Consider the following 23,414-nt stretch of genomic DNA (forward strand, 5'->3'; position numbering starts at 1 on the left):
CACCCGACCGTTCCCGTTCCCTTCTTCCAGAACCTGTTCTATCTTGACGGACCGTCAGATCAGCTGAGCCGTCGGGAGGACGGGCCGTGGACTTCACCTTCACCGAGGAGCAGCAGGCGGCGGCCGAGGCCGCGCGAGGGGTCTTCGCCGACGTCGCTCCCGACGACGTACCGAGCCCCGCGCTCACCAGGGGCGCCGTCGCCGACGACTTCGACCGGGCGCTGTGGACCAGGCTCGCCGAAGCGGACCTGCTGAGCCTGCTGCTCGACGAGGAGTACGGCGGGGCCGGCCTGGACACCGTCGCCCTGTGTCTGGTGCTGCGGGAGTCGGCGAAGGTACTGGCTCGCGTCCCGCTCCTGGAGAGCAGCGCGGCCGCGGCCGCCGTCCAGGCCTACGGAAGGCCCGGGGCGAATTCGGCGCTGCTCGCACGGGCCGGCCGGGGCGAGACCGTTCTGACCGTCGCCGCGCACGGCCGGACCGGCCACGACGCCCCCGAACTCGCCGTGACCGCCCGGCAGGACGGCACGGAGTGGGTGCTGGACGGGGTCCAGACGGCGGTGCCCTGGGCGTACGACGCCGATCTCGTCCTCGTGCCAGCGCGCACCGGGGACGACCGGACCGTCCTGGCCCTGGTCCCCCGCGGCCACGCGGGAACCGCGCTCGCCGAGCAGATCTCCACCACCGGCGAACGCCTGGGAGAACTGCGCCTCGACTCGGCGCGCGTCCCCGACCGGGACGTCATCACCGCCGACGGCGCCTGGGAGTGGCTGCGCGGCCTGCTGGCCACCGGCACCTGCGCCCTGGCGCTCGGCCTCGGCGAGCGCGTCCTGCGGATGACGAGCGACTACGCGGGGCGGCGGCAGCAGTTCGGGCACCCGATCGCCACCTTCCAGGCGGTCGCCGTGCAGGCCGCCGACCGGTACATCGACCTGCGCGCGATGGAGGCCACCCTGTGGCAGGCCGCCTGGCGGCTCGACTCCGGCACCCCCGGCGCCCTGCCCGCCTCCGGCGACATCGCCGTGGCCAAGATCTGGGCCTCGGAAGGAGTACGGCGGGTGGTGCAGACCGCGCAGCACCTGCACGGCGGCTTCGGCGCCGACGTCGACTACCCGCTGCACCGCTACCACGCGTGGGCCAAACACCTGGAGCTGTCCCTCGGCGCCGCGGCAGCGCACGAGGAGGCCCTCGGCGACCTGCTGGCCGCCCACTCCCTGAGCTGAAGCCCGTCCAGGACCCCGTCTCGGGCCTTGCGGGCCTACCGGCCTGCCAAGGGGCGCGGCCTCGCGCGCCCGCAGGAGCGCAGGGTCACAGGACGAAACCGGGCTGCCCGTCGTCGGTGACGACCGGGCGGCCCGCGGCGGACCAGTGCTGCATGCCGCCGTCGACGTTCACCGCGTCGATGCCCTGCTGGACGAGGTACATGGTGACCTGGGCGGAACGGCCACCGGAGCGGCAGATCACATGGACCCGCCCGTCCTGCGGAGCCGCCTCGGTGAGCTCACCGTAGCGGGCGACGAAGTCGCTGATGGGGATGTGCAGTGCCCGTTCGGCATGGCCCGCCTTCCACTCGTCGTCCTCGCGGACGTCCAGCAGGAAGTCGCCGTCCTTGACGTCTTCGACCCCGACCGTGGGCACACCAGCTCCGAAACTCATACCCCCGACGCTACCGGACGCCCCCCGCCCGACGACGAACCCGCCGCGGGCCCGGCAGCCGGGCCTCGGCGGCGACGGCAGACCTGAACACCAGAGCCCCGCACTGACGCCCTTCACCGCCTCGCGTCGCTCCCCCACCGCCCCAGAAGGCGTGGCAGAAGCCACCCAGCGCACGCCCCGCTCCTGACCGTCCTGATCAGGGCTGCGGTCCGGCGGGGGCTGACCCGCCCTGACCGGAGCTGATCCAAACGGAAGATCCTAGTCCGCCAGCTCCGTCAGCTCCGCCAGCTCGGCCTCCCGCTTCGCCACCTCGGCCAGGAGCTGGTCGGCGATCTCCTCCAGGAGCCGGTCGGGGTCGTCGGGTGCCATCCGGAGCATCGCGCCGATAGCGCCCTCCTCCAGCTCCCGCGCCACCAGCGCCAGCATCTCCTTGCGCTCGGCGAGCCACTCCAGGCGGGCGTACAGCTCCTCACTGGGGCTCGGCCGACGCTCCGCCGGGGCGGGGCCGGCCGCCCACTCCTCGGCCAGCTCCCGCAGCAGGGCCTCGTCGCCCCGGGCGTAGGCGGCGTTGACCCGCGTGATGAACTCCTCGCGGCGCGCCCGCTCCGGATCCTCCTGCGCCAGGTCGGGGTGGGCCTTGCGGGCCAGTTCCCGATAGAGCTTGCGGGCCTCGTCACTGGGGCGCACCCGCTGCGGGGGCCGAACCGACTGGTCCGTGAGCATCGCCTCGGCTTCCGGGAACAGCCCGTTGCCGTCCATCCAGCCGTGGAACAGCTCCTCGACCCCGGGCATCGGCATCACCCGGGCCCGTGCCTCGGCCGCCTTGCGCAGATCCTCCGGATCGCCGGTGCGGGCGGCGGTGGCCTCGGCGATCTGCGCCTCCAGCTCATCGAGCCGGGCGTACATCGGACCGAGTTTCTGGTGGTGGAGCCGCGAGAAGTTCTCGACCTCGACGCGGAAGGTCTCCACGGCGATCTCGAACTCGATCAACGCCTGCTCAGCGGCCCGCACGGCCTGCTCAAGCCGCTCCTCGGGCCGCGACTGCTCAGCTTCGGGGGTCGTCACCCGACCAGCGTAGGCCACCCCTGTGGCGGTCCCCCTCAGCCCTGCTCCTGCGGGCAGTCCGCCGCCACCCACTCCGCCTCCAGATCCCGGCAGACCACGGTGAGCGTGCCGGGACGGCAGGCCAGTTCGTGGGTGCAGCCGCCCGGGTGCGGAAGGATCTCGTCGAGGACCACCCCGCCGAGCTCGTGGAGGGCACCGACGTCGACGCTGTCGGCCCGGAAGAGGGAGACGCCCGTGTAGCGGACGACCAGGTCCTCGTCGTGCTTCCAGCAGTTGTGGCCGAAGCGGATCTCCAGGTCCTCGTCCCCGGTCCGGCGGGCCTCCCTCGGCAGAAGGTCCTTCACGCATCGCCTGCCCGAGAAGTCGTAGTGGTCGGGATCGGTGGCGAACGCTCTCGCCCCCGGAGGCAGTTGCGCGCCCAGCACCGGCAACCTCTCCAGGTACGGTCTCGGATCGAGGATCCCGGTGAGGTCACCGGCCCCGCCGTCCAGCTCGACGTACCTCACCGACCCCCCCTCATTCCGCGCTCACACACCCGCCTCCGCCGCGACCCTCCCCGTCCGCACCGCCGTCACCAACTCCGCGTGGTCCGCCTCAGTCCGGTCGGCGTAGGCCACGGCGAAGGCAGCCATCGCCTCGTCCAGTTCCTCGTTCTTGCCGCAGTAGCCGGCGATGAGGCGCGGGTCGGCGCTGTGCGAGTGGGCACGGGCCAGCAGGGCGCCGGTCATGCGGCCGTAGTCGTCGACCTGGTCGGCGGCGAGGGCGGTGGGATCCACGCTGCCCTTGCGGTTGCGGAACTGACGAACCTGGAAGGGCCGACCCTCCACCGTGGTCCAGCCCAGCAGGATGTCGCTGACGACCTGCATGCGCTTCTGCCCGAGGACCACGCGCCGCCCCTCGTGCTCGACGGCCGGCGTCTCGAAGCCGGCGGTCGCCAGATGCGGCACCAGGGCCGAGCGCCGCGCCTCCTTCACCTGGAGCACCAGCGGCTCGCCCATGTGGTCCAGCAGCAGGACGACGTAGGACCGCGTGCCCACGCTGCCCGTGCCGACGATGCGGAAGGCCACGTCGTGCACCGCGTGCCGGGCCAGCAGGGGGAGCCGGTCCTCCGGCACCGTGGTCACGTAGTGCTCGAGGGAGGCGGCCACCGCGGCGGCCTCCTCGTCCGGGACGCGCCGCAGCACCGGCGCGGCGTCGACGAAGCGGCGGCCGCCCTCCGGGGTCGGTTCGGTCGACTTCGCGGCGAACCGCCCGCTCGTGTTGGCCCGCGCCTTCTCCGATACCCGCTCCAGCGTGCCCAGCAGGTCGTGGGCGTCGGTGTGCGAGACGAGTTCCTCGTCGGCGATGGCGTTCCAGGCGTCCAGCACCGGGAGTCTGGCCAGCAGGCGCATCGTGCGGCGGTAGGCGCCGACCGCGCCGTGCGCCGCCTGGCGGCAGGTGTCCTCGTCGGCGCCCGCCTCCCGGCCCGCGAGCACCAGGGACGTGGCGAGCCGCTTGAGGTCCCACTCCCAGGGGCCGTCGACCGTCTCGTCGAAGTCGTTCAGGTCGATGACCAGGCCGCCTCGGGCGTCGCCGTACAGCCCGAAGTTGGCAGCGTGCGCGTCGCCGCAGATCTGTGCGGTGATCCGGGTCATCGGGGTATGGGCCAGGTCGTGGCCCATGAGTCCCGCGGAGCCCCGCAGGAACGCGAACGGTGCGGCCGCCATCCGCCCCACTCGAATCGGCGTGAGTTCGGGGAGGCGGCCCTGGTTGGACTCCTCGACCGCGGTCACCGCGTCCGGACGGGAGGCGTCCAGGTCGAGCCCCGCGTGCGCCGCGCGCGGCACCCGGCGGCGCAGGGCCTTGCCCTCCTCCCTCGGCGACTCCGAGGCGGGCCACTGGGCGAACCCCCGCGTCCGGGGAAGCCGTGTCCCCGCATCCGCGCTCCCGCTCACCCCAGCACCGACCTCGGTCACCAGGACCGCCTCCCCCCGCATACGAACGAACATGAATCAACTCGTGCAGACCGTACCGCCGACGGCCGGATCCCGTCAGACCCTGTGGACAACGACCGTCGGCGGCGCACCACCCGCGCTCGAAGACGCCGTCTCCTTTCACCGCGCACACGGCACCTCACGACCACGATCGCCGGGCCGCGCACACGGCACCCCCACGACCACGACCGCCGGGCCGCCCACACAGGCCGCTCACCGCACCACCCCGTCCAACGCGGGCCAACCACCGCAGTACCCCCAGCCACCCCGTCCTCCCCTCGCCCCCATTCCTTTCGCCCCCGCACGCCTCCCGTCGCCGGCCCGGCCCATCCCCTCACCCCTCCACCACGGCCCGCACCCCTTCCCGGAGCCACTCCAGCCGCACCACCGCCACCGACTCCCCTTGTGCTTCGTGACACTCGTCCGTGCCTGGGTCACGGCGGAGTACACGGCCGTCTCCACCTCCCCCGGTGCCCGCGGCCCACCGAGACCAATGCCTCGGGACCAGGACGACCAGCCGACCGTACCTACAGTGCGCGGCCGGCGACCGCAGGTCGGCGAGAGGGGCGGAGTCCCGGACGGCGGTGCGCAGACCCTCCCGCAGGGTCCGGTGAGCGGCTCCTGGGCCTCTGGGGTCACCCGGTCCGGGCCGCGACCTGACGACGCCCGGCGCGGGCGATGCGCCGCAGACTGGGGCCCTCGGGCCGCAGAACCCGGCAGCACCGTCTCCGGCGGCAGCCACGCGCCGGCGACGTCGCCGAGAGTGCCCACGGCCGCAGGCAGTAGGCAGCAGGCAGCAGGCAGCAGGCAGCAGGCAGCAGGCAGCAGGCAGCAGCACGGTGACGTACGGGAGCGTGCCGAAGAGCGTCGCGCCGCGAGGGGCCAGGGTGCCGCCAGCCCGCCGGACCAGCCCGACTCGCCCGGACCAGCCGGCCTGCCCGGACCGGCCCGCCCCCCATAGGCCCACCGACCCACCGACCCACCGACCCACCGACCCACCGACCCACCGACCCACCGACCCACCGACCCACCGACCAGATGATCGGCCCACCGACCAGATGATCGGCCCACCGGATGATCGGCCTTCATCCGACCAACGCCGGGTCGCACAGGTGAAAGCGCCAGCACGAGACCAGACCCCCGCCCGCGGGGTGCGGGGCACCCCCCCCACATCGCCGACTGCGTCGATGTCCCTGAGCCCCGCCTCGCGAACCCGCCCTCCGTGAGATACCTCACGCGCGCGAGACGCCCCCGAACATGCGAAAGCCCCGTAGGTCCGAAGACCTACGGGGCTTTCAACTGTGCGCGAGGGGGGAGTTGAACCCCCACGCCCTTTCGGGCACTGGAACCTGAATCCAGCGCGTCTGCCTATTCCGCCACCCGCGCATTGGGTGTGTCTTCGGGCTGTTGACCTTGCGGCCTGGCGCCTTCCGACACGCAGAACATTAGCACGCGGGCCAGGGTGCGTTCACATCCCTTCTTGCGGGGCATGGGTCACCGCGAGAGGCCCGCGGGCAACCTCCGTACGTCGCGGCGACGACCGGTTCACGTATCAACCTCGTACCTATGGCGGCCGTCTCCCCGGTAGGCGGGCAAGCTCCACGGTCAGGTGCGGGACACTGGTCCCCGGCCGCCTCTACGATCCTGGGCAGAAGAACGAGTGGAAGGACGGGCGGAGGGACGAGCCGAAGTACGAGCGCGAGCACGTAACGGATGCCCGCACCGCAGCCACGTACCGGAAACGCGCACCGGAAGCACGGGGAGAAACCCGTACCGAACCGGGCAGGCAGGACGCCGTCGACACCCGTCGGCGGGGCCGACAGGGGGAACCAGCCGATTCACCGGCGCGTGGATACGATCAGTAAGCAGTACCAGGTAAGCAGCAGGACACGGGACGCAAGTCACGACGGAGGAGGTGCCCCATGGGAGTCCTGAAGAAGTTCGAGCAGCGTCTCGAGGGTCTGGTCAACGGCACCTTCGCCAAGGTGTTCAAGTCCGAGGTGCAGCCCGTGGAGATCGCTGGAGCGCTCCAGCGGGAGTGCGACAACAACGCCACCATCTGGAACCGCGACCGGACCGTCGTACCCAACGACTTCATCGTGGAGCTGAGCACGCCGGACTTCGAGCGGCTCAGCCCCTACTCCGGCCAGCTCGGCGACGAACTGGCCGGCATGGTCCGCGACTACGCGAAGCAGCAGCGCTACACCTTCATGGGGCCGATCAAGGTCAACCTGGAGAAGGCGGACGATCTCGACACCGGCCTGTACCGCGTGCGAAGCCGGACCCTCGCCTCCTCCACCAGCGGCCCGCAGGCGCCCGAGCGCCCACCGGCCGGCGGGCAGCGGCCCGGCGGTTACGGCTACCCGCCCGCCGTCGGCGGAGCTGCGGCCGCGCCCCCCATGCCCGCCGCGCCCCCGCCCGGAGCGTCCGCGCGTCCCGGCGGATACGGCTACCCCCCGGCGGCCGGCGGTCAGCGCCCCGCGGCGGGCGGCGGACTCGCGGGCGCCCCGGCGCCCGGCTCCCGGACCCGCCACTGGATCGAGATCAACGGCACCCGCCACCAGATCTCCCGCGCGACGCTCGTGCTGGGCCGCAGCACCGAGGCCGACGTGCGGATCGACGACCCCGGCGTCTCGCGCCGGCACTGCGAGATCCGGACCGGAACGCCCTCGACGATCCAGGATCTCGGGTCCACCAACGGCATCGTGGTGGACGGGCAGCACACCACCCGCGCTACGCTCCGCGACGGCTCGCGGATCGTCGTGGGCAGCACCACCATCATTTACCGGCAAGCCGAAGGGTGAAGCGGGGGCAATGTCAGAGCTGACCCTCACGGTCATGCGGCTGGGTTTTCTGGCCGTACTGTGGCTGTTCGTGATCGTGGCCGTGCAGGTCATCCGCAGCGACCTGTTCGGTACGCGCGTCACCCAGCGCGGTGCGCGCCGGGAGGCGGCCCGGCCACAGCAGGCCCAGCGCCAGGCGCCCCCGCAACAGCGCCAGCAACCCGCCGCGGGGGGCGGGCGCAGGGGGCGTAACGCCCCGACGAAGCTGGTCGTGTCCGAGGGCACCCTCACCGGCACGACCGTCGCGCTCCAGGGCCAGACCATCACCCTGGGCCGTGCGCACGACAGCACCATCGTGCTGGACGACGACTACGCCTCCAGCCGCCATGCCAGGATCTATCCGGACCGCGACGGCCAGTGGATCGTCGAGGACCTGGGCTCCACCAACGGCACGTACCTCGACCGGACGCGGCTGACGACCCCCACACCGATCCCGCTGGGCGCGCCGATCCGTATCGGCAAGACCGTCATCGAGCTGCGGAAGTAGTACGACAATGAGCGAGCGGAGCGAGCGCGCCAGGTCGGCCGGCACCCCGGGCCCCGGCGCGCTCCCGACCGGAGGGTGGGCAGTGTGGCTCGACACGACCGGCTGTACCCGGGGCCGACGGGCGAGGTGGGCATGAGTCTGTCACTGCGCTTCGCCGCCGGATCGCACAAGGGCATGATCCGGGAGGGCAACGAGGACTCCGGTTACGCCGGTCCGCGCCTGCTCGCCATCGCCGACGGCATGGGCGGCGCCGCCGCCGGTGAGGTCGCCTCCTCGGAGGCCATCTCCACCATCGTCGCCCTCGACGACGACGTGCCCGGCTCCGACGTCCTCACCTCGCTCGGTACGGCCGTCCAGCAGGCCAACGACCAACTGCGGTCGCTGGTCGAGGAGGACCCCCAGCTCGAAGGCATGGGGACCACGCTGACCGCCCTGCTGTGGACGGGCCAGCGGCTCGGGCTGGTGCACGTCGGCGACTCACGCGCGTACCTGCTGCGGGACGGCGTACTCACCCAGATCACGCAGGACCACACCTGGGTGCAGCGCCTCGTCGACGAGGGCCGGATCACCGAGGAAGAGGCCACCACCCACCCACAACGTTCGCTGCTGATGAGGGCGTTGGGCAGCGGTGAGCATGTGGAGCCCGATCTGTCGATCCGTGAGGTCCGGGCCGGCGACCGCTATCTGATCTGCTCGGACGGCCTGTCCGGCGTCGTCTCGCACCAGACGCTCGAGGACACCCTGGCCAGTTACCAGGGCCCGCAGGAGACCGTGCAGGAGCTGATCCAGCTCGCGCTGCGCGGCGGCGGCCCCGACAACATCACCGTGATCGTCGCCGACGTCCTCGACCTCGACACCGGGGACACCCTCGCCGGGCAGCTGCACGACACCCCGGTCGTGGTCGGCGCCGTCGCCGAGAACCAGCTCCAGCCGCACGACAATGGCATCATGCAGACCCCGGCCGGCCGCGCCTCCGGCCTCGGCCGCCAGAACCGCGGACAGGGCGGGGGCGGCGAGTTCGGCCCGCCCGGCTCCGGCGACGTCACCGGCTTCATCCCCACCGACGGCTTCGGCGACTACACCGACGACGACTTCGTCAAACCCCGCAAGGGCCACCGGTGGCTGAAGCGATCCCTGTACGGCGCGCTCGCGCTCGCCGTCGTCGGCGGCGGGTTGTACGCCGGCTGGCGCTGGACGCAGACCCAGTACTACGTCGGCACCAAGGGCGAGCACGTCGCCCTGTACCGGGGCATCAGCCAGGACCTGGCCTGGGTGTCGCTCTCGAAGGTGGAGAAGGACCACCCCGAGATCGAACTCAAGTACCTGCCGCAGTACCAGCAGAAGCTGGTCGAGGCGACGATCGCCGAGGGCAGCCGGTCCACCGCCCAGAAGAAGATCGACGAACTGGCCGTGCAGGCGTCCGCTTGCCGCAAGCGGGCGGAGTCGACGATCTCGACCCCCGGTACGGCCGGTCCCACAGCCGATGAGGGCAAGACCGGCGGCACCACGGGAACCACTCCCGTCTCCCTCACGTCCAAGGCATCGCCGACCCCGACCCCGTCGGGATCGGCGCCGTCCCCGTCCACGTCTCCGTCCACGTCAGCGACCGCCACTCCCGGCCCCGGCCCCACCCTCTCGGAGGATGAGCAGAAGGTCGTCTCGCTGTGCGGTAAGCAGTAGGCAAGCCGTGAGAGGCCCCGTCACACGATGAGCAGTACAACCAACACGCCGACGCACCACACGTCCACGATCGGCTCGATCGGCACACCGAGCCGGCGCAACACCGAGCTGGCGCTCCTGGTGTTCGCCGTCCTCATCCCGGTGTTCGCCTACGCCAACGTGGGCCTCGCCCTCAACGAACAGGTGCCGTCCGGCCTGCTCAGCTACGGCCTCGGCCTCGGCCTGCTGGCCGGCGTCGCCCACCTGGTCGTCCGCAAGTTCGCGCCCTACGCCGACCCGCTGCTGCTGCCGCTGGCGACGCTGCTGAACGGCCTCGGGCTGGTGGCGATCTGGCGGCTGGACCAGTCCAAGCTGCTCCAGTCGATCCAGCAGGCCGGCAACGCGGCGCCCCGCCAGCTGATGTACACGGCGATGGGCATCGCCTTCTTCGTCGTGGTGCTGATCTTCCTCAAGGACCACCGCGTCCTCCAGCGCTACACCTACATCTCCATGGTGGGCGCGCTGTTCCTGCTGCTGCTGCCGCTGGTGCCCGGTCTCGGCAAGAACATCTACGGCGCCAAGATCTGGATCCAGGTCGGCAGCTTCAGCATCCAGCCCGGTGAGTTCGCCAAGATCGTGCTGGCCATCTTCTTCGCCGGCTACCTGATGGTGAAGCGGGACGCGCTCGCCCTGGCCAGCCGCCGCTTCATGGGCCTGTACCTGCCGCGTGGCCGCGACCTAGGCCCGATCCTGGTCGTCTGGTTCATCTCGATCCTGATCCTGGTCTTCGAGACGGACCTCGGCACCTCGCTGCTGTTCTTCGGGATGTTCGTCATCATGCTGTACGTCGCCACCGAGCGGACCAGCTGGATCGTCTTCGGCCTGCTGATGTCGGCGGGTGGCGCGGTCGGCGTGGCCAGCTTCGAGCCGCACGTCCAGCAGCGTGTCCAGGCCTGGCTCGACCCGATGAAGGAGTACACGCTCTCCCGACAGGGCCAAGCGGGCCACTCCGAGCAGGCGATGCAGGCACTGTGGGCGTTCGGCTCCGGCGGTACCCTCGGCACCGGCTGGGGTCAGGGCCACTCCGAGCTGATCCGTTTCGCCGCCAACTCCGACTTCATCCTCGCCACCTTCGGTGAGGAACTCGGTCTGGCCGGTCTCATGGCGCTGCTGCTGCTGTACGGCCTGATCGTCGAGCGCGGTGTCCGCACCGCCCTCGCCGCCCGCGACCCCTTCGGCAAGCTGCTCGCCATCGGCCTGTCCGGCGCGTTCGCACTCCAGGTGTTCGTCGTGGCCGGCGGAGTGATGGGCCTCATCCCGCTGACCGGTATGACGATGCCGTTCCTGGCCTACGGCGGTTCCTCCGTCATCGCCAACTGGGCGCTGATCGGCATCCTGATCAGAATCAGTGACACCGCGCGCCGTCCGGCTCCGGCCCCCGTATCCAACCCCGACGCCGAGATGACCCAGGTGGTCCGCCCGTCATGAACAAGCCCCTGCGCCGGATCGCGATCTTCTGCGGACTCCTGATCCTCACCCTGCTGCTCCGCGACAACTACCTCCAGTACGTCAAGGCCGACAGCCTGGCGACCGACGACGAGAACCGCCGCGTCAACATCGCCCGCTACGCCACCCCGCGCGGCGACATCATCGTCGGCGACAAGGCCATCACGGGCTCGGTGGAGAACAAGAGCGGCGACTACAAGTACAAGCGCACCTGGACCGACGGTGCCATGTGGGCGCCGGTCACCGGCTACTCCTCGCAGGCCTTCGGCGCCAACCAGCTGGAGAAGCTCGAGGACGGCATCCTCACCGGCAACGACGACCGGCTCTTCTTCCGCAACACGCTCGACATGATCACGGGCGAGAAGAGGGAGGGCGGCAGCGTCGTCACCACCCTCAACGCCGCCGCGCAGAAGGCCGCGTACAAGGGCCTGGGCAACAAGAAGGGCGCCGTCGCCGCCATCGACCCGGCCACCGGCAAGATCCTGGCGCTGGTCTCGACGCCGTCGTACGACCCGTCGAAGTTCGCGGGGACCTCCGACGCGGACGCCAAGGCGTGGAACGCGGTCCAGAAGAAGAACAACCCCGACGACCCGATGCTGAACCGGGCGCTCCGCGAGACCTACCCGCCGGGTTCCACCTTCAAGGTGGTCACCGCGGCCGCGGCGCTGGAGAACAAGATCGTGTCCGACATCGACGACGCCACCAAGACGCCGGACCCGTACCAGCTGCCGAAGACCACCACCGACCTCACCAACGAGCACGGTGAGTGCGAGAACGCCAACCTGCGGTACGCGCTCATGGTGTCCTGCAACACCGTCTTCGCGAAGATGGCCGACAGCGTCGGCAACGAGAAGATGATCGAGCAGGCGCAGAAGTTCGGCTACAACGACAAGGAGCTGGACACCCCGGTCCGCGCCTCCGAGAGCGTCTACCCCAAGGACAACGAGCCGCAGAACGCGATGGACGGCATCGGCCAGGCCTCCAACCGGGCCACTCCCCTCCAGATGGCCATGGTCGCCTCGGCCATCGCCAACGACGGCAAGCTGATGAAGCCGTACATGGTCGACCAGCTCAAGGCCGCGAGCCTCGACACCATCGCGACGACCGAGCCGGAGGAGCTGTCCCAGGCGGTGTCCTCGGAGACCGCTCAGAAGCTCCAGGACATGATGGAGACGGTCGTCAACGACCCGCAGGGCACCGGCGGCAAGGCGAAGATTCCCGGCGTCGTCGTCGGCGGCAAGACGGGAACCGCCCAGCACGGCCTGAACAACAGCGAGAAGCCGTACGCCTGGTTCATCTCCTACGCGAAGCTGGCCGACGGCAGCTCGCCGGTCGCCGTCGCGGTCGTCGTCGAGGACGGCGCCGCCAACCGTGACGACATCAGCGGTGGCGGTCTCGCCGGCCCGATCGCGAGGGACGTGATGAAGGCAGTCATCGACAGCAACAAGTGACCCCCATCACGTCGCCCACACATCGGTGCACGTTGCGATACCGGTCCTGTATCGGGTGACGGGCTTGGCCAGGCCACACAGCGCCGTCCGGGTACGGTATGCCCGGACGGCAGCCACCGACCGCACACGTGTGCCGGTCGGGACCGACGGAGAGGGCTGGTAGGTAGCTATGGAAGAGCCGCGTCGCCTCGGCGGCCGGTACGAGCTGGGCCACGTGCTCGGCCGTGGTGGCATGGCCGAGGTCTACCTCGCGCATGACATCCGCCTCGGCCGCACCGTGGCGGTGAAGACGCTGCGCGTGGACCTCGCGCGTGACCCTTCCTTCCAGGCCCGGTTCCGCCGGGAGGCCCAGTCGGCCGCTTCGCTCAACCACCCTGCGATCGTGGCGGTCTACGACACGGGCGAGGACTACATCGACGGGGTCTCGATCCCGTACATCGTCATGGAGTACGTCGACGGCTCCACACTCCGCGAGCTGCTCCACTCCGGCCGCAGGCTGCTGCCGGAGCGGACCCTGGAAATGACCATCGGCATCCTCCAGGCCCTGGAGTACTCGCACCGCGCCGGCATCGTGCACCGCGACATCAAGCCGGCGAACGTCATGCTGACGCGCAACGGCCAGGTCAAGGTCATGGACTTCGGCATCGCCCGCGCCATGGGCGACTCGGGCATGACGATGACGCAGACCTCTGCCGTGATCGGCACCGCCCAGTACCTCTCCCCGGAGCAGGCCAAGGGCGAGCAGGTCGACGCCCGCTCCGACCTGTACTCCACGGGCTGTCTGCTCTACGAGCTGCTGACCGTGCGGCCGCCGTTCGTCGGCGACTCCCCGGTCGCGGTCGCCTATCAGCACGTCCGCGAGGAGCCCCAGGCGCCCAGCGTCTTCGACCCCGAGATCACGCCCGAGATGGACGCGATCGTGTTGAAGGCCCTCGTCAAGGACCCCGCCTACCGCTACCAGTCCGCCGACGAGATGCGCGCCGACATCGAGGCCTGCCTCGACGGCCAGCCCGTCGCGGCCACGGCGGCCATGGGCTCGGTCGGCTACGGCGGCTACCCGGACAACCAGCCGACCACCGCGCTGCGCTCCTCGGACGGCGGCGCCACCTCGATGCTGCCCCCGATCAACCCCGACGAGGGCGGCTTCGGCTACGACGACCGCCCCGACCGGCGCCGACAGAAGAAGTCCAACACCTCGACGATCCTGCTGATCGTCGCCGCCGCGCTGGTCCTCGTGGGCGCGATCCTGATCGGGATGTGGGTGTTCGACGGTGACAGTGCGGGCAATGACACCGTGCCGGTGCCCACTCTCATCGGAAAGACCCAGGCCGAGGCCACCCAGCAGTTGACCAACGTCGACCTCACGGTCGGGACCGTCACGCAGAAGCCCTGCGAGAACCAGGCCAGGGGCAACATCTGCGCCCAGGACCCCGCCCCGAAGACAGAGGTCGACAAGGACTCCACCGTCAACCTGGTGGTGTCCACGGGGGCGCCGAAGGTGGCTGTGCCGAGTGTCCTCGGCAAGAGCATCGAGGACGCCAAGGCGCTCCTCGAGGGCGACCAGTACCAGTTGGTCGTCGAGACCAAGAAGGAGATCTCCACGGAGGAGCCCGGCACCGTCCTCAAGCAGGACCCGCAGTTGGGTGCCGAGGTCGAGAAGGGCTCCAAGGTCACCCTCACCATCGCCAAGGCGGAGGACAAGGCGACCGTCCCCGACGTCCTCAACCAGAACTGTGACCAGGCCAAGGTCCAGATGGAGGCCAACAACCTGGTCGGCAACTGCACCGAGGTCGAGACCCAGGACCCGAACCTGGTCGGCAAGGTCATCGGGACCACGCCGCAGGCCAACTCGAAGGCCACCAAGGGCTCCCAGGTCCAGATCCAGATCGGCAAGGCGCCCGCGAACCAGCAGACGCAGGTGCCGGGCAACCTGCAAGGCATGAGCCTGAAGGACGCCAAGAAGGCGCTCCAGGACGTGGGCCTGAACGTCGGCAACATCGCCGGCTCCGACGACGACAACTCGGTCGTCCTCACCTCCGACCCGGCCCCGGGCAGCACGGTGAACAAGGGGCAGACGGTCAACCTGGTCACCGCCGGCGGCAACGGCGGGAACAACGGAGGCAACGGCGGCAACGGAGGCGACGGAGGGGCCATCTTCTTCGGCGGGACCTCCGGATAGGGGCAACGCCCCGCCGACACGCGAAGAGGCCTCGGGCCCTGCCGGATCGTCCGTCCGGCAGGGCCCGAGGCCTTCGCCCATGCTCAGCGAGGCTGATCCGGAGACCTCAGCGCAGCTCCGCCGGCGGCGTCCGCTCCGCGTCCACCTTCTCCACGCGCTCCAGCTCGCCCCACACCACGTACCGGTAGCGGCTCGTGTAGACGGGCGTGCAGGTGGTCAGGGTGATGTACTTGCCGGCCTTCTTCTTGCCGGACTCCTTCGGGACCGCACCGAGGACCTCGACGTTGTACTTCGAGGTCTCGGCGAGGACGGCGTACACCTTGTAGACGTACCAGTCGTCCTTGGTCTCGAAGACGATCGGATCGCCCTCGTCGAGCTTGTCGATGTTGTGGAACTTGGCGCCGTGGCCGTCCCGGTGGGCGGCGAGGGCGAAGTTGCCGTCCTTGCCGCTGGTGGGGAGCGTGGCCTTGACGGGGTCGGTGTAGTAGCCGGCGACGCCGTCGTTGAGGATCTTCGACGTGGTGCCCTTCTCGACCAGGACCTCGCCGCCACCCATGGCGGGCACGTGCAGGAAGCCGATGCCGTCCCTGGTGTCGAGCGCACCAGGACCGGTGTCCTCCCGCGCCCAGGTGTCGCGGACCTTGTCGCCCTGCCGGTCGGCCTTGCGGTCGGCGACCACGTTGGTCCACCAGAGGGAGTAGACGACGAACAGGCCGAGCACCAGCCCGGCCGTGATGAGGAGTTCACCGAAGACGCCGACCGCCTGGGCGATCCGGCCGACGCGCCGCCGCGGGGGCGGGGGCGCGGACACGGCGCCCCGCGCGCCGCTGTGCTCTTCGTGCTCGGTGTCGCCGGTGGTCGCTGCCACGTTCAATCTGCCCCTACTCGACTGCACGCCTACTCGACGAGCGCATCCGGCTTGCCCTTGCTGCGCGGCCGTTCCTCGACCATCTTGCCCCAGACGATCAGCCGGTACTTGCTGGTGAACTCCGGCGTGCACGTCGTCAGCGTGATGTACCGGCCCGGCCCGGTGAATCCGGAGTCCCGCGGCACGGGGTCCAGGACGCTCACGTTGCTCGGCGAGGTCACCGGGAGCATCGACGCCGTCTTGTAGACGTAGTACTGGTCCTGCGTCTCGACGACGATCGAGTCGCCGGGCTGGAGCCTGTTGATGTACCGGAACGGCTCGCCGTGCGTGTTGCGGTGGCCCGCGAGACCGAAGTTGCCCGTCTTCGCGTCGGGCATGGCCGTGGTCAGTGCGCCCTCGCCGTAGTGCCCGACCATGCCCTTGTCGAGCACCTTCTTGTTGCTGATGCCCTCGGCGATCGGCACCACCACGTCCAGCTCGGGGATGTGCAGGAGCGCGAAGCCCTGTCCCGGCGAGAAGGTGCCGGGGTTGCGCTTGCCGTTCGCCCAGTCGTCCTGGAGGCTGCTGGCCTCCCTGTCCGCCTGCGCGTGCGCCCGGACGTTCGTCCACCACAGCTGGTAGGTGACGAAGAGGAGCATCAGCACCCCGGTGGTGATGAACACCTCGCCGACCGCCCGGCTGGCGACGACCGCCGCGCTCGGCTTGCGGGCCCGCGCCTGCCGGCGGGCCTCCACGCGCGAGAGCGGCCGCGCCGCGGCGGCTTCCGGAGGATGCTCATGGCCGCCATGAGCCTCGCCATCGCCTCCATGACCTCCGTGGCGCCCGTGACGGCCCTTGGCGGCCTTTCTCCGGGCCGCACGGCCCCCTGCCGGAGTTCCCGTGCCAGGAGGGGCTGTTGAGGCTCCAGAAGGGGATGAGGACTCGCCGCCGAACACGAACCCGGGCGGCGGCGGCACGCGTAGTGCCACCGTCTCCTCGTCGATGGGAGGCTCGTACGGCACACCGCCGTACAGGTCCTCACGCTCGGGGCGGACTGCGGTCACGCCGTGGCCCTGCCCACCACCGGGGCGAGCCCCGCCGACCTCGCCACGGCACCCTGGTCGCCGCACTCCACCAGCCAGTTGGCCAGCATCAGGTGCCCGTGCTCGGTGAGCACCGACTCCGGGTGGAACTGCACCCCTTCGACCGGCAGCGCCCGGTGGCGCAGACCCATGACGATGCCGTCCTGGGTGCGGGCCGTGACCTCCAGCTCGGCCGGGACCGTCGCCGGCTCGGCCGCGAGCGAGTGGTAGCGGGTCGCCGTGAAGGGCGAGGGCAGCCCCGTGAAGACGCCCCGGCCGCCGTGCTCCACCAGCGAGGTCTTGCCGTGCAGCAGCTCCGGCGCCCGGTCCACCACACCGCCGTACGCCACCTGCATCGACTGCATGCCCAGGCAGACACCGAAGACCGGCACGCCGGTGCTCGCGCAGTGCCGGACCATGTCGACGCAGACGCCGGCCTCCTCCGGGGTACCGGGGCCGGGGGACAGCAGGACTCCGTCGAAGCCGTCCTGGGCGTGCGCCGTCGACACCTCGTCGTTGCGCAGGACCTCGCACTCGGCGCCCAGCTGGTACAGGTACTGGACCAGGTTGAAGACGAAGCTGTCGTAGTTGTCGACGACGAGAATGCGCGCGCTCACTGGTTGTCCACCGTCACATCATTGAAGGGAAGCAGCGGTTCGGCCCACGGAAAGACGTACTGGAAGAGGACGTACACCGCGGCCAGAACCAGCACGATCGAGATCAGCGCCTTCACCAACGCGTTTCCCGGCAGATGCCGCCAGATCCAGCCGTACATGCCGTCCCTTCCGTCGCACCACGGCACCAGACTCACGCCGTACCTCACCAGACTAACGGCGTAGGGCCTTCGGTCTGCCTGCCTCCACGGGCTGTGTGGAGTCCAGGTGCGCCCAGACGATCAGCCGGTGACTGTGCCCCCACTCGGGATCGCAGGTCGTCAGCGTCAGATAGCGTCCGGGACGCGTATACCCCGACTTACGTGGCACAGGGGCGATCACCTCGACGTCCGTGGGCACTGTTTTGTACGGCCCTTGATCGATCCGATACGTGAACCAGGTCCTGCCGTCCGTCAGCACCACCACGTCCCCCCGCCGCAGCCTCGGGAAGTCCTTGAAGGGGTCGCCATGGGTGCGCCGGTGACCTGCGACGGAGAAGTTCCCGGTCCGCCCGAGCCGCGCGGTGCCCGCGTAGTGGCCGAGCCCCTTCTTCAGGGTGCCGCCGTCCGTCCCTTCGAGCACCGGCTTGTTCCACGTGAAACCCAGCCGCGGGATGTACATGATCGCGAACGGCCTGCCCCGCGTGTACGGCATCGGCGTGTACGGCGTCGGCGGCGCCGGGCCCGTGGAGGCACGGGGCGCGGCCGCGGGCTCCCGCGCCCACCGCTGCTGGAGGCTGTCGATCTGGTCGTCCATGAGGTGATCGGCCTTCACCCCGGTCCAGAAGAGGACGTAGGCGACGAAGAGGACGATCACGGAGCCGACGGTGATGAACAGTTCGCTGACGGTTCTGACGATCACGCGCACCGGCGACTCCCGAGAGGCGGCTGGTCCGGCTACTCCACCGGCTTCGCGTAGTGCAGATCCACTGTGCCCGAGTAGCCGGGCAGCGTCACCGTGCCGTCCTCGGTGACTTTCCAGCCGAGCCCGTAGACGTTGACGTAGACCATGTAGTTCTGGATCGCCGGGGAGTCCGCGAGCGCCTGCTGGAGCTTCTCCGGGTCCCCGACCGCCTGGATCTTGTACGGCGGGGAGTAGACGCGTCCCTGGAGGATCAGGGTGTTGCCCACACAGCGCACGGCGCTGGTGGAGATCAGCCGCTGGTCCATGACCTTGATGCCCTCGGCGCCGCCCTGCCACAGGGCGTTCACCACGGCCTGGAGATCCTGCTGGTGGATGACCAGGTAGTCGGGCTGGGGCTCGGGGTAGCCGGGGAGCTTGGCGGTGGCGTTCGGCGGGGCGTCGTTGAGCGTGACCGTGACCGCCCGCCCCCTGACCTTCTGGGTGCCCGCCGCGTCCTCGAGCTGGGCCAGTTTCTCGTCCTCGGCCCGGGTGCTGCCGTCGTCGGCCTCGGCCAGTGACTCGACCTCGTCGCGCAGGGTCGCGTTGGACTCGTCCAGCTCGCCGTTCTTGTGGCTGCGCTCCTGGATGAGGTCGGACAGCTTCAGCAGGGAGGCGTCCGTGCGGATGTCGGTGCCCTTGGCGGTATCGAAGCTGGTGAAGAAGATGAGACCCGCGAGGGCGAAGACACCTGCGGTGAGCACACGGACCGGCCGCAGGCGTGGACGGCGACCGGGAGCGGAGCCCGTTGAATCCGTCCCGGGGAAGTCGGCAGAATTGCTCAACGTACCCTTATCTCCTTCGGCGCCGTAGAAGCACTACGCTAACGGACGCCCGGGGGAGCGGTCAGTGTCCCCTTGTACGCTGCCCCGAGCCCGACCCAGCAGCCCTGCGCGGCCACGCAGCGCATCGACAGGAGAGACCCTCGTGCCGAAGTCACGTATCCGCAAGAAGGCCGACTACACGCCGCCGCCCGCGAAGCAGGCGACCGCCATCAAGCTGAACAGCCGGGCCTGGGTCGCGCCGGTGATGCTGGCCCTGTTCCTCATCGGACTCGCCTGGATCGTCGTGTTCTACGTGACCGACGGTTCGCTGCCCATCGACGCCCTGGGCAACTGGAACATCGTGGTCGGTTTCGGCTTCATCGCCGCCGGCTTCGGCGTCTCCACCCAGTGGAAGTAGCCACCGGAGCACCCCTGCCCAGGGGTATCCACCAAGTTATCCACAGCCGTTTTCCACAGTGGGGAAAAAGAACGACCATCTGTGGATAACCTCTGGGATGTTGACGCCGGTGCGAAGAACGGCCGTCATTCGAAAACCTGTTCGCCCCCTGCCTGGCCTGCGGAAACACAGGCCAGTGACAGGGGGCACAGTTGTTCCCGCACAGTGTGCACAAGATTGGGCACTCGCTGTGGACAACGGTGCGCCCAGTGCCGTGACGCTCAGGTGAGCTGGGCGGTCCTCACGAGGGTGAGGACCACGATCACGGCCAGCACCAGGGCGCACGTGCCGTACTGCACCAGGGCCCGCCGGTCGCGGGGTGCGTGGACCATGGCGAAGCCGATGACGGCACCACCGACGAGGCCGCCGACGTGCGCCTCCCAGGAGACGTTGCTCCAGCCGAAGGTGATGATCAACGTGATCACCAGCATCGCGACGATCGGCCGCATGTCGTAGCGCTGCCGACGCATCAGGACCGCGAGAGCGCCGAAGACACCGAGGATGGCACCAGAGGCGCCGAGCGAGGGGTGGTTGGGGGCGCCCACCAGATAGGCCAGGGCTCCGCCGGACAGTCCGGACAGCAGGTAGAGCGCGAGATAGCGGGTGCGCCCCAGCGCCTCCTCCACATACCGGCCGATGAACCAGAGGCTGAGCATGTTGGAGAAGATGTGGAAGTAGTCCAGGTGCAGGAACATCGAGGTCAGCAGCCGGTACCACTGGCCCTCGGCGACCCCTTCCACCGAACCGAGGTCGGGCACGTACGCCAGTCCCAGCAGGCTGAAACGGTCCGTGAACCGGTCCCCTACGGCCAGCTGCACCACGAAGACCGCGAGGCAGAGACCCATGAGGACCTTGGTGACCAGATGCGGGTCGGCCGCGACGGTGCCGCCCGCGAGAGTGCGGGGCCGGTTCGCCGCCGGTGCGTGCCCCGTGCCGGAGCCGTTCCGCACGCACTCCGGACACTGGAAGCCGACGGAGGCGCTCACCATGCACTCGGGGCAGATCGGGCGCTCGCAGCGCGTGCAGCGCACGCCGGTCTCGCGGCCCGCGTGCCGGTAACAGACCGGCAGACCGTTCTGGGTGTCGTCCGGCCGGCTCCCAGGCGCCTGATCCATGGGCTCCCCCGATCTCTTCGTGAACAAGGCTGTGCCCCGACCGTCCCTACGGACGAGCGGGGCAAATGGTTCCCGCCGGGAAGCGGGCACCGGCCGGTGCGCGGCCCCGCGTCCAACGCGCGAGCGGACGCTTCTCCGCGAGCTGACGCTCCTGCGCGGCCTAACGCTTCTCGACGACGACCGACTCGATGACGACGTCGTTCAGCGGACGGTCGGTGCGCGGGTTGGTCTGCACGCCCGCGATCGCGTCGACGACCTTCTGGCTCGCCGGGTCGGTGACCTCACCGAAGATGCTGTGCTTGCGGGTGAGCCAGGCCGTCGGGGAGACGGTGATGAAGAACTGCGAACCGTTGGTGCCGGGCCCGGCGTTGGCCATCGCCAGCAGATACGGCCGGTCGAAGCGCAGGTCCGGGTGGAACTCGTCCTCGAACTGGTAACCGGGACCGCCGGTGCCGTTGCCCAGCGGGTCACCGCCCTGGATCATGAATCCGCTGATCACCCGGTGGAAGACCGTGCCGTCGTAGAGCCTGGCCGAGGACTTCTCGCCGGTGGAGGGGTTGGTCCATTCCCGCCCTCCGGTGGCGAGGTCGACGAAGTTCTTGACCGTCTTGGGCGTGTGGTCCGGGAAGAGCCGGACCTCGATGTCGCCGTGATTGGTCTTCAGGGTGGCGTAAAGCTGCTCGGCCACGGTCTGCCTTGCCTTCCGTTGTCCTCCTGTGACCCGTCGATCCTCGCACGCCCACGGCGGTGCGTCGCCCGACCACCGTCCCGTGCACCGGAACCGCCCATTTCGCCTACGGAAATGCGCCGGACGCGCCCGGGACGGGGGCAAGCCGGGCCGATCCGTGGCATTGTCGGCGACACGTTCCCGTTGCCCCTTATTCATCCGCTCTCAGATCCGATCAAGACAACTCGGGCGTCCGGCACCCGTATGCCCGTCGGCGCATGCCTTCATGGCCGTCGGCAGGCATGATCCGGAAAAGGGTGGAAAGTCGAAATACCGTACGCCACCGAGGAGGAGGAACCCGTGACCCGCATCGACAGCGTGCGCGCCGCGACCGGTTCGGCGAAGGACAGCGTGCTGCACGCCGCGGAAGTGGTGGCGCCCTACGCCGACACGGCCAAGGAGAGGGCCGCGCTCTACGCGCACGAGGCCCGCGTACGGCTCGCGCCCAAGGTGTCGCTGGCCGCCGAACAGGCTCGCGTCCAGTACGACGCCCGGGTGGCACCCCGGCTGGAACAGGCGTTGGCGCACGTCCCGCCGAAGGTCGACCAGGCCGCTCATGAAGCGGCTCTCCGTACCCGCCTGGCCGCCCGGCAGGCCGCCGACTACTCCCGGCCGAAGATCGAACAGGCGGTGGCCGCGGCCGGGCCCATGAAGGAAGAGGCTGCCGCGCGCGGCGTCGCCGCGATGGCCGCCCTGCGCGGTCAGGTGACGCCGAGGGAGATCGAGAAGCTCGTGCGCAAACACCGCCGCCGGGCCAGGGCGGGCAAGCTCGCCAAGACGCTGGCCGTGGTGGGCGTGGTGGCCGGAGGTGCCTTCGCCGCATGGAAGTGGTGGGACAAGCAGGCCAACCCTGACTGGCTGGTCGAGCCGCCCGCCGCCACCGAGGTACCTGCCGCGGGCGGGCTGACGTCCGTCGACGGCAGCGGTGACGCCTCGGCCCTCGACCCCGAGGTGCAGGCGAAGGAGGACAAGGAGACCTCGCACCGCGAGGACCGCGGCTGAGGTCTCCGCCCCGTTCCACGTGAAACAACCACGGGATCGCCCAGGGACCGCACAGCGGTCGCACCGGCGGCCCGAAAAGAAGAGCCCCTCCGTCCGGTCGCCGGACGGAGGGGCTCTTTCGCTGTGGAGCCTAGGGGAGTCGAACCCCTGACATCTGCCATGCAAAGACAGCGCTCTACCAACTGAGCTAAGGCCCCTCACAGGAAGCGTCCGACCGGAGAAAACGACCCCGGCGGGCGCCGACGACAAGAGTACCGGGTCACCCCCCGTATCTCGCAAAAAGATTGGGGGTCCCCGCGGATGACCACTCTCCGTAAGATGCTCGGCGTGGTTCGCTACAGCGAACCGCGGTTTCTTGGGGAAGCGATGGGGAGACGCACATGGACGCCGCACAGCAGGAAGCCACCGCGAGAGCGCGGGAACTGCAGCGGAACTGGTACGGGGAGCCGCTGGGGGCGCTCTTCCGTAAGCTCATCGACGATCTTGGTCTCAACCAGGCGCGTCTCGCGGGGGTACTGGGGCTGTCGGCGCCGATGCTGTCCCAGCTGATGAGCGGGCAGCGGGCGAAGATCGGCAACCCGGCGGTCGTGCAGCGGGTGCAGCTGTTGCAGGAGCTGGCGGCCCAGGTCGCGGACGGCAGCGTCAGCGCCGCCGAGGCGTCCGACCGCATGGACGAGATCAAGCGGTCGCAAGGGGGTTCGGTGCTCAACGCCACCACACAGACGACGAGCGGTTCGGGGGCGCCGACGGTCAAGCGGGTCGTCCGCGAGATCCAGTCGCTGCTGCGCTCGGTGGCCGCCGCCGGCGACATCATCGACGCGGCCGACACCCTCGCCCCGACCCACCCGGAACTGGCGGAGTTCCTCAAGGTCTACGGCGCCGGCCGCACCTCGGACGCCGTGGCGCACTACCAGTCCCACCAGAGCTGAGCCCGGGCCCGGTGACCGAAGGGGGTTCGGCGACCGGGCCGACGACACAGTGCGGGACCGCGAGGAGCGCAGGGGTGGCGTTCTTCACGGGGGAATGACGCGAGCCGGATCGTGACGGGCCA

22 protein-coding genes and 2 tRNA genes are annotated in these 23,414 nt (G+C 70.0%); 10 read left to right on the forward strand and 14 right to left on the reverse strand.

What is annotated here, in order from left to right; all coding sequences use genetic code 11:
- The first annotated feature begins 86 nt into the window (after positions 1–86).
- On the forward strand, positions 87–1,220 hold the full coding sequence (locus ACZ5Y0_RS22245; RefSeq protein WP_469130432.1) for an acyl-CoA dehydrogenase family protein: 1,134 nt from the start codon (positions 87–89) through the stop codon (positions 1,218–1,220).
- Between the two features lie 85 nt (positions 1,221–1,305).
- Here ACZ5Y0_RS22245 and ACZ5Y0_RS22250 read toward each other — a convergent pair whose 3' ends face one another.
- The 5 genes from ACZ5Y0_RS22250 to ACZ5Y0_RS22270 form a co-directional block, all read right to left on the reverse strand.
- Complete coding sequence (locus ACZ5Y0_RS22250; RefSeq protein WP_469130573.1) at positions 1,306–1,635, reverse strand: rhodanese-like domain-containing protein; 330 nt, start codon at positions 1,633–1,635, stop codon at positions 1,306–1,308.
- Positions 1,636–1,911: 276 nt separating this feature from the next.
- Entirely contained in the window at positions 1,912–2,736 is an 825-nt protein-coding gene (locus ACZ5Y0_RS22255) for a J domain-containing protein (RefSeq protein ID WP_469130433.1), read from the reverse strand.
- Between the two features lie 17 nt (positions 2,737–2,753).
- A complete protein-coding gene (locus ACZ5Y0_RS22260) occupies positions 2,754–3,224 on the reverse strand; it encodes a hypothetical protein (protein ID WP_469130434.1) in 471 nt (156 codons plus the stop codon).
- Between the two features lie 21 nt (positions 3,225–3,245).
- Positions 3,246–4,706 (reverse strand): DUF2252 domain-containing protein, encoded by a 1,461-nt coding sequence (locus ACZ5Y0_RS22265; protein ID WP_469130435.1) that lies wholly within the window; start codon positions 4,704–4,706, stop codon positions 3,246–3,248.
- Between the two features lie 1,287 nt (positions 4,707–5,993).
- Positions 5,994–6,077 (reverse strand) — tRNA-Leu (locus ACZ5Y0_RS22270).
- Between the two features lie 536 nt (positions 6,078–6,613).
- Between ACZ5Y0_RS22270 and ACZ5Y0_RS22275 the strand changes: the two genes are divergently transcribed.
- From ACZ5Y0_RS22275 to pknB, 6 genes are all read left to right on the forward strand, one after another.
- The gene (locus ACZ5Y0_RS22275; protein WP_469130436.1) at positions 6,614–7,495 is read left to right on the forward strand and encodes an FhaA domain-containing protein; all 882 of its coding nucleotides are present in this window, start codon (positions 6,614–6,616) and stop codon (positions 7,493–7,495) included.
- 10 nt (positions 7,496–7,505) lie between these two features.
- Positions 7,506–8,021 carry an FHA domain-containing protein FhaB/FipA gene (locus ACZ5Y0_RS22280; RefSeq protein ID WP_401467569.1) on the forward strand — a complete coding sequence of 172 codons (516 nt, stop codon included), beginning with the start codon at positions 7,506–7,508 and terminating at the stop codon, positions 8,019–8,021.
- Between the two features lie 132 nt (positions 8,022–8,153).
- A complete protein-coding gene (locus ACZ5Y0_RS22285) occupies positions 8,154–9,701 on the forward strand; it encodes a Stp1/IreP family PP2C-type Ser/Thr phosphatase (RefSeq protein WP_469130437.1) in 1,548 nt (515 codons plus the stop codon).
- A gap of 27 nt (positions 9,702–9,728) precedes the next feature.
- Positions 9,729–11,168, forward strand: a complete 1,440-nt coding sequence (locus ACZ5Y0_RS22290; RefSeq protein ID WP_469130438.1) for an FtsW/RodA/SpoVE family cell cycle protein — start codon at positions 9,729–9,731, stop codon at positions 11,166–11,168.
- Positions 11,165–12,637, forward strand: a complete 1,473-nt coding sequence (locus tag ACZ5Y0_RS22295; protein ID WP_469130439.1) for a peptidoglycan D,D-transpeptidase FtsI family protein — start codon at positions 11,165–11,167, stop codon at positions 12,635–12,637. Before ACZ5Y0_RS22290 ends, ACZ5Y0_RS22295 begins: the two co-directional genes overlap by 4 nt.
- 169 nt (positions 12,638–12,806) lie before the next feature.
- On the forward strand, positions 12,807–14,816 hold the full coding sequence (gene pknB, locus ACZ5Y0_RS22300) for a Stk1 family PASTA domain-containing Ser/Thr kinase (RefSeq protein ID WP_469130440.1): 2,010 nt from the start codon (positions 12,807–12,809) through the stop codon (positions 14,814–14,816).
- Positions 14,817–14,922: 106 nt separating this feature from the next.
- Here the strand turns inward: pknB and ACZ5Y0_RS22305 are convergent, their stop codons facing one another.
- The 6 genes from ACZ5Y0_RS22305 to ACZ5Y0_RS22330 are packed head-to-tail and all read right to left on the reverse strand — an operon-like array spanning position 14,923 to position 19,083.
- Entirely contained in the window at positions 14,923–15,684 is a 762-nt protein-coding gene (locus ACZ5Y0_RS22305) for a class E sortase (protein WP_469130441.1), read from the reverse strand.
- Between the two features lie 29 nt (positions 15,685–15,713).
- Positions 15,714–16,805 carry a class E sortase gene (locus ACZ5Y0_RS22310; protein WP_469130574.1) on the reverse strand — a complete coding sequence of 364 codons (1,092 nt, stop codon included), beginning with the start codon at positions 16,803–16,805 and terminating at the stop codon, positions 15,714–15,716.
- Positions 16,724–17,362 carry an aminodeoxychorismate/anthranilate synthase component II gene (locus ACZ5Y0_RS22315; RefSeq protein ID WP_469130442.1) on the reverse strand — a complete coding sequence of 213 codons (639 nt, stop codon included), beginning with the start codon at positions 17,360–17,362 and terminating at the stop codon, positions 16,724–16,726. The genes ACZ5Y0_RS22310 and ACZ5Y0_RS22315 overlap by 82 nt, the downstream gene beginning before the upstream one ends.
- Positions 17,359–17,556, reverse strand: a complete 198-nt coding sequence (locus tag ACZ5Y0_RS22320; protein ID WP_451529612.1) for a hypothetical protein — start codon at positions 17,554–17,556, stop codon at positions 17,359–17,361. The genes ACZ5Y0_RS22315 and ACZ5Y0_RS22320 overlap by 4 nt, the downstream gene beginning before the upstream one ends.
- A 16-nt stretch (positions 17,557–17,572) precedes the next feature.
- A complete protein-coding gene (locus ACZ5Y0_RS22325; RefSeq protein ID WP_469130443.1) occupies positions 17,573–18,265 on the reverse strand; it encodes a class E sortase in 693 nt (230 codons plus the stop codon).
- Between the two features lie 29 nt (positions 18,266–18,294).
- Complete coding sequence (locus ACZ5Y0_RS22330) at positions 18,295–19,083, reverse strand: DUF881 domain-containing protein (RefSeq protein WP_469130444.1); 789 nt, start codon at positions 19,081–19,083, stop codon at positions 18,295–18,297.
- 142 nt (positions 19,084–19,225) lie between these two features.
- Here ACZ5Y0_RS22330 and crgA point away from each other — a divergent pair, with 142 nt between their 5' ends.
- On the forward strand, positions 19,226–19,480 hold the full coding sequence (gene crgA, locus ACZ5Y0_RS22335; RefSeq protein ID WP_073495143.1) for a cell division protein CrgA: 255 nt from the start codon (positions 19,226–19,228) through the stop codon (positions 19,478–19,480).
- Positions 19,481–19,740: 260 nt separating this feature from the next.
- Here crgA and ACZ5Y0_RS22340 read toward each other — a convergent pair whose 3' ends face one another.
- A complete protein-coding gene (locus ACZ5Y0_RS22340) occupies positions 19,741–20,634 on the reverse strand; it encodes a rhomboid family intramembrane serine protease (RefSeq protein WP_469130445.1) in 894 nt (297 codons plus the stop codon).
- 160 nt (positions 20,635–20,794) lie between these two features.
- The gene (locus ACZ5Y0_RS22345) at positions 20,795–21,322 is read right to left on the reverse strand and encodes a peptidylprolyl isomerase (RefSeq protein ID WP_469130446.1); all 528 of its coding nucleotides are present in this window, start codon (positions 21,320–21,322) and stop codon (positions 20,795–20,797) included.
- Between the two features lie 339 nt (positions 21,323–21,661).
- Between ACZ5Y0_RS22345 and ACZ5Y0_RS22350 the strand changes: the two genes are divergently transcribed.
- Entirely contained in the window at positions 21,662–22,363 is a 702-nt protein-coding gene (locus tag ACZ5Y0_RS22350; protein WP_469130447.1) for a DUF5324 family protein, read from the forward strand.
- Positions 22,364–22,487: 124 nt separating this feature from the next.
- Here ACZ5Y0_RS22350 and ACZ5Y0_RS22355 read toward each other — a convergent pair.
- Positions 22,488–22,560 (reverse strand) — tRNA-Ala (locus tag ACZ5Y0_RS22355).
- Positions 22,561–22,743: 183 nt separating this feature from the next.
- On the opposite strand from ACZ5Y0_RS22355, the gene ACZ5Y0_RS22360 reads away from it, so the two are divergent.
- Complete coding sequence (locus ACZ5Y0_RS22360) at positions 22,744–23,292, forward strand: helix-turn-helix domain-containing protein (RefSeq protein ID WP_469130448.1); 549 nt, start codon at positions 22,744–22,746, stop codon at positions 23,290–23,292.
- Positions 23,293–23,414: the final 122 nt, after the last annotated feature.

The organism is Streptomyces sp. NPDC033216 (assembly GCF_055577115.1).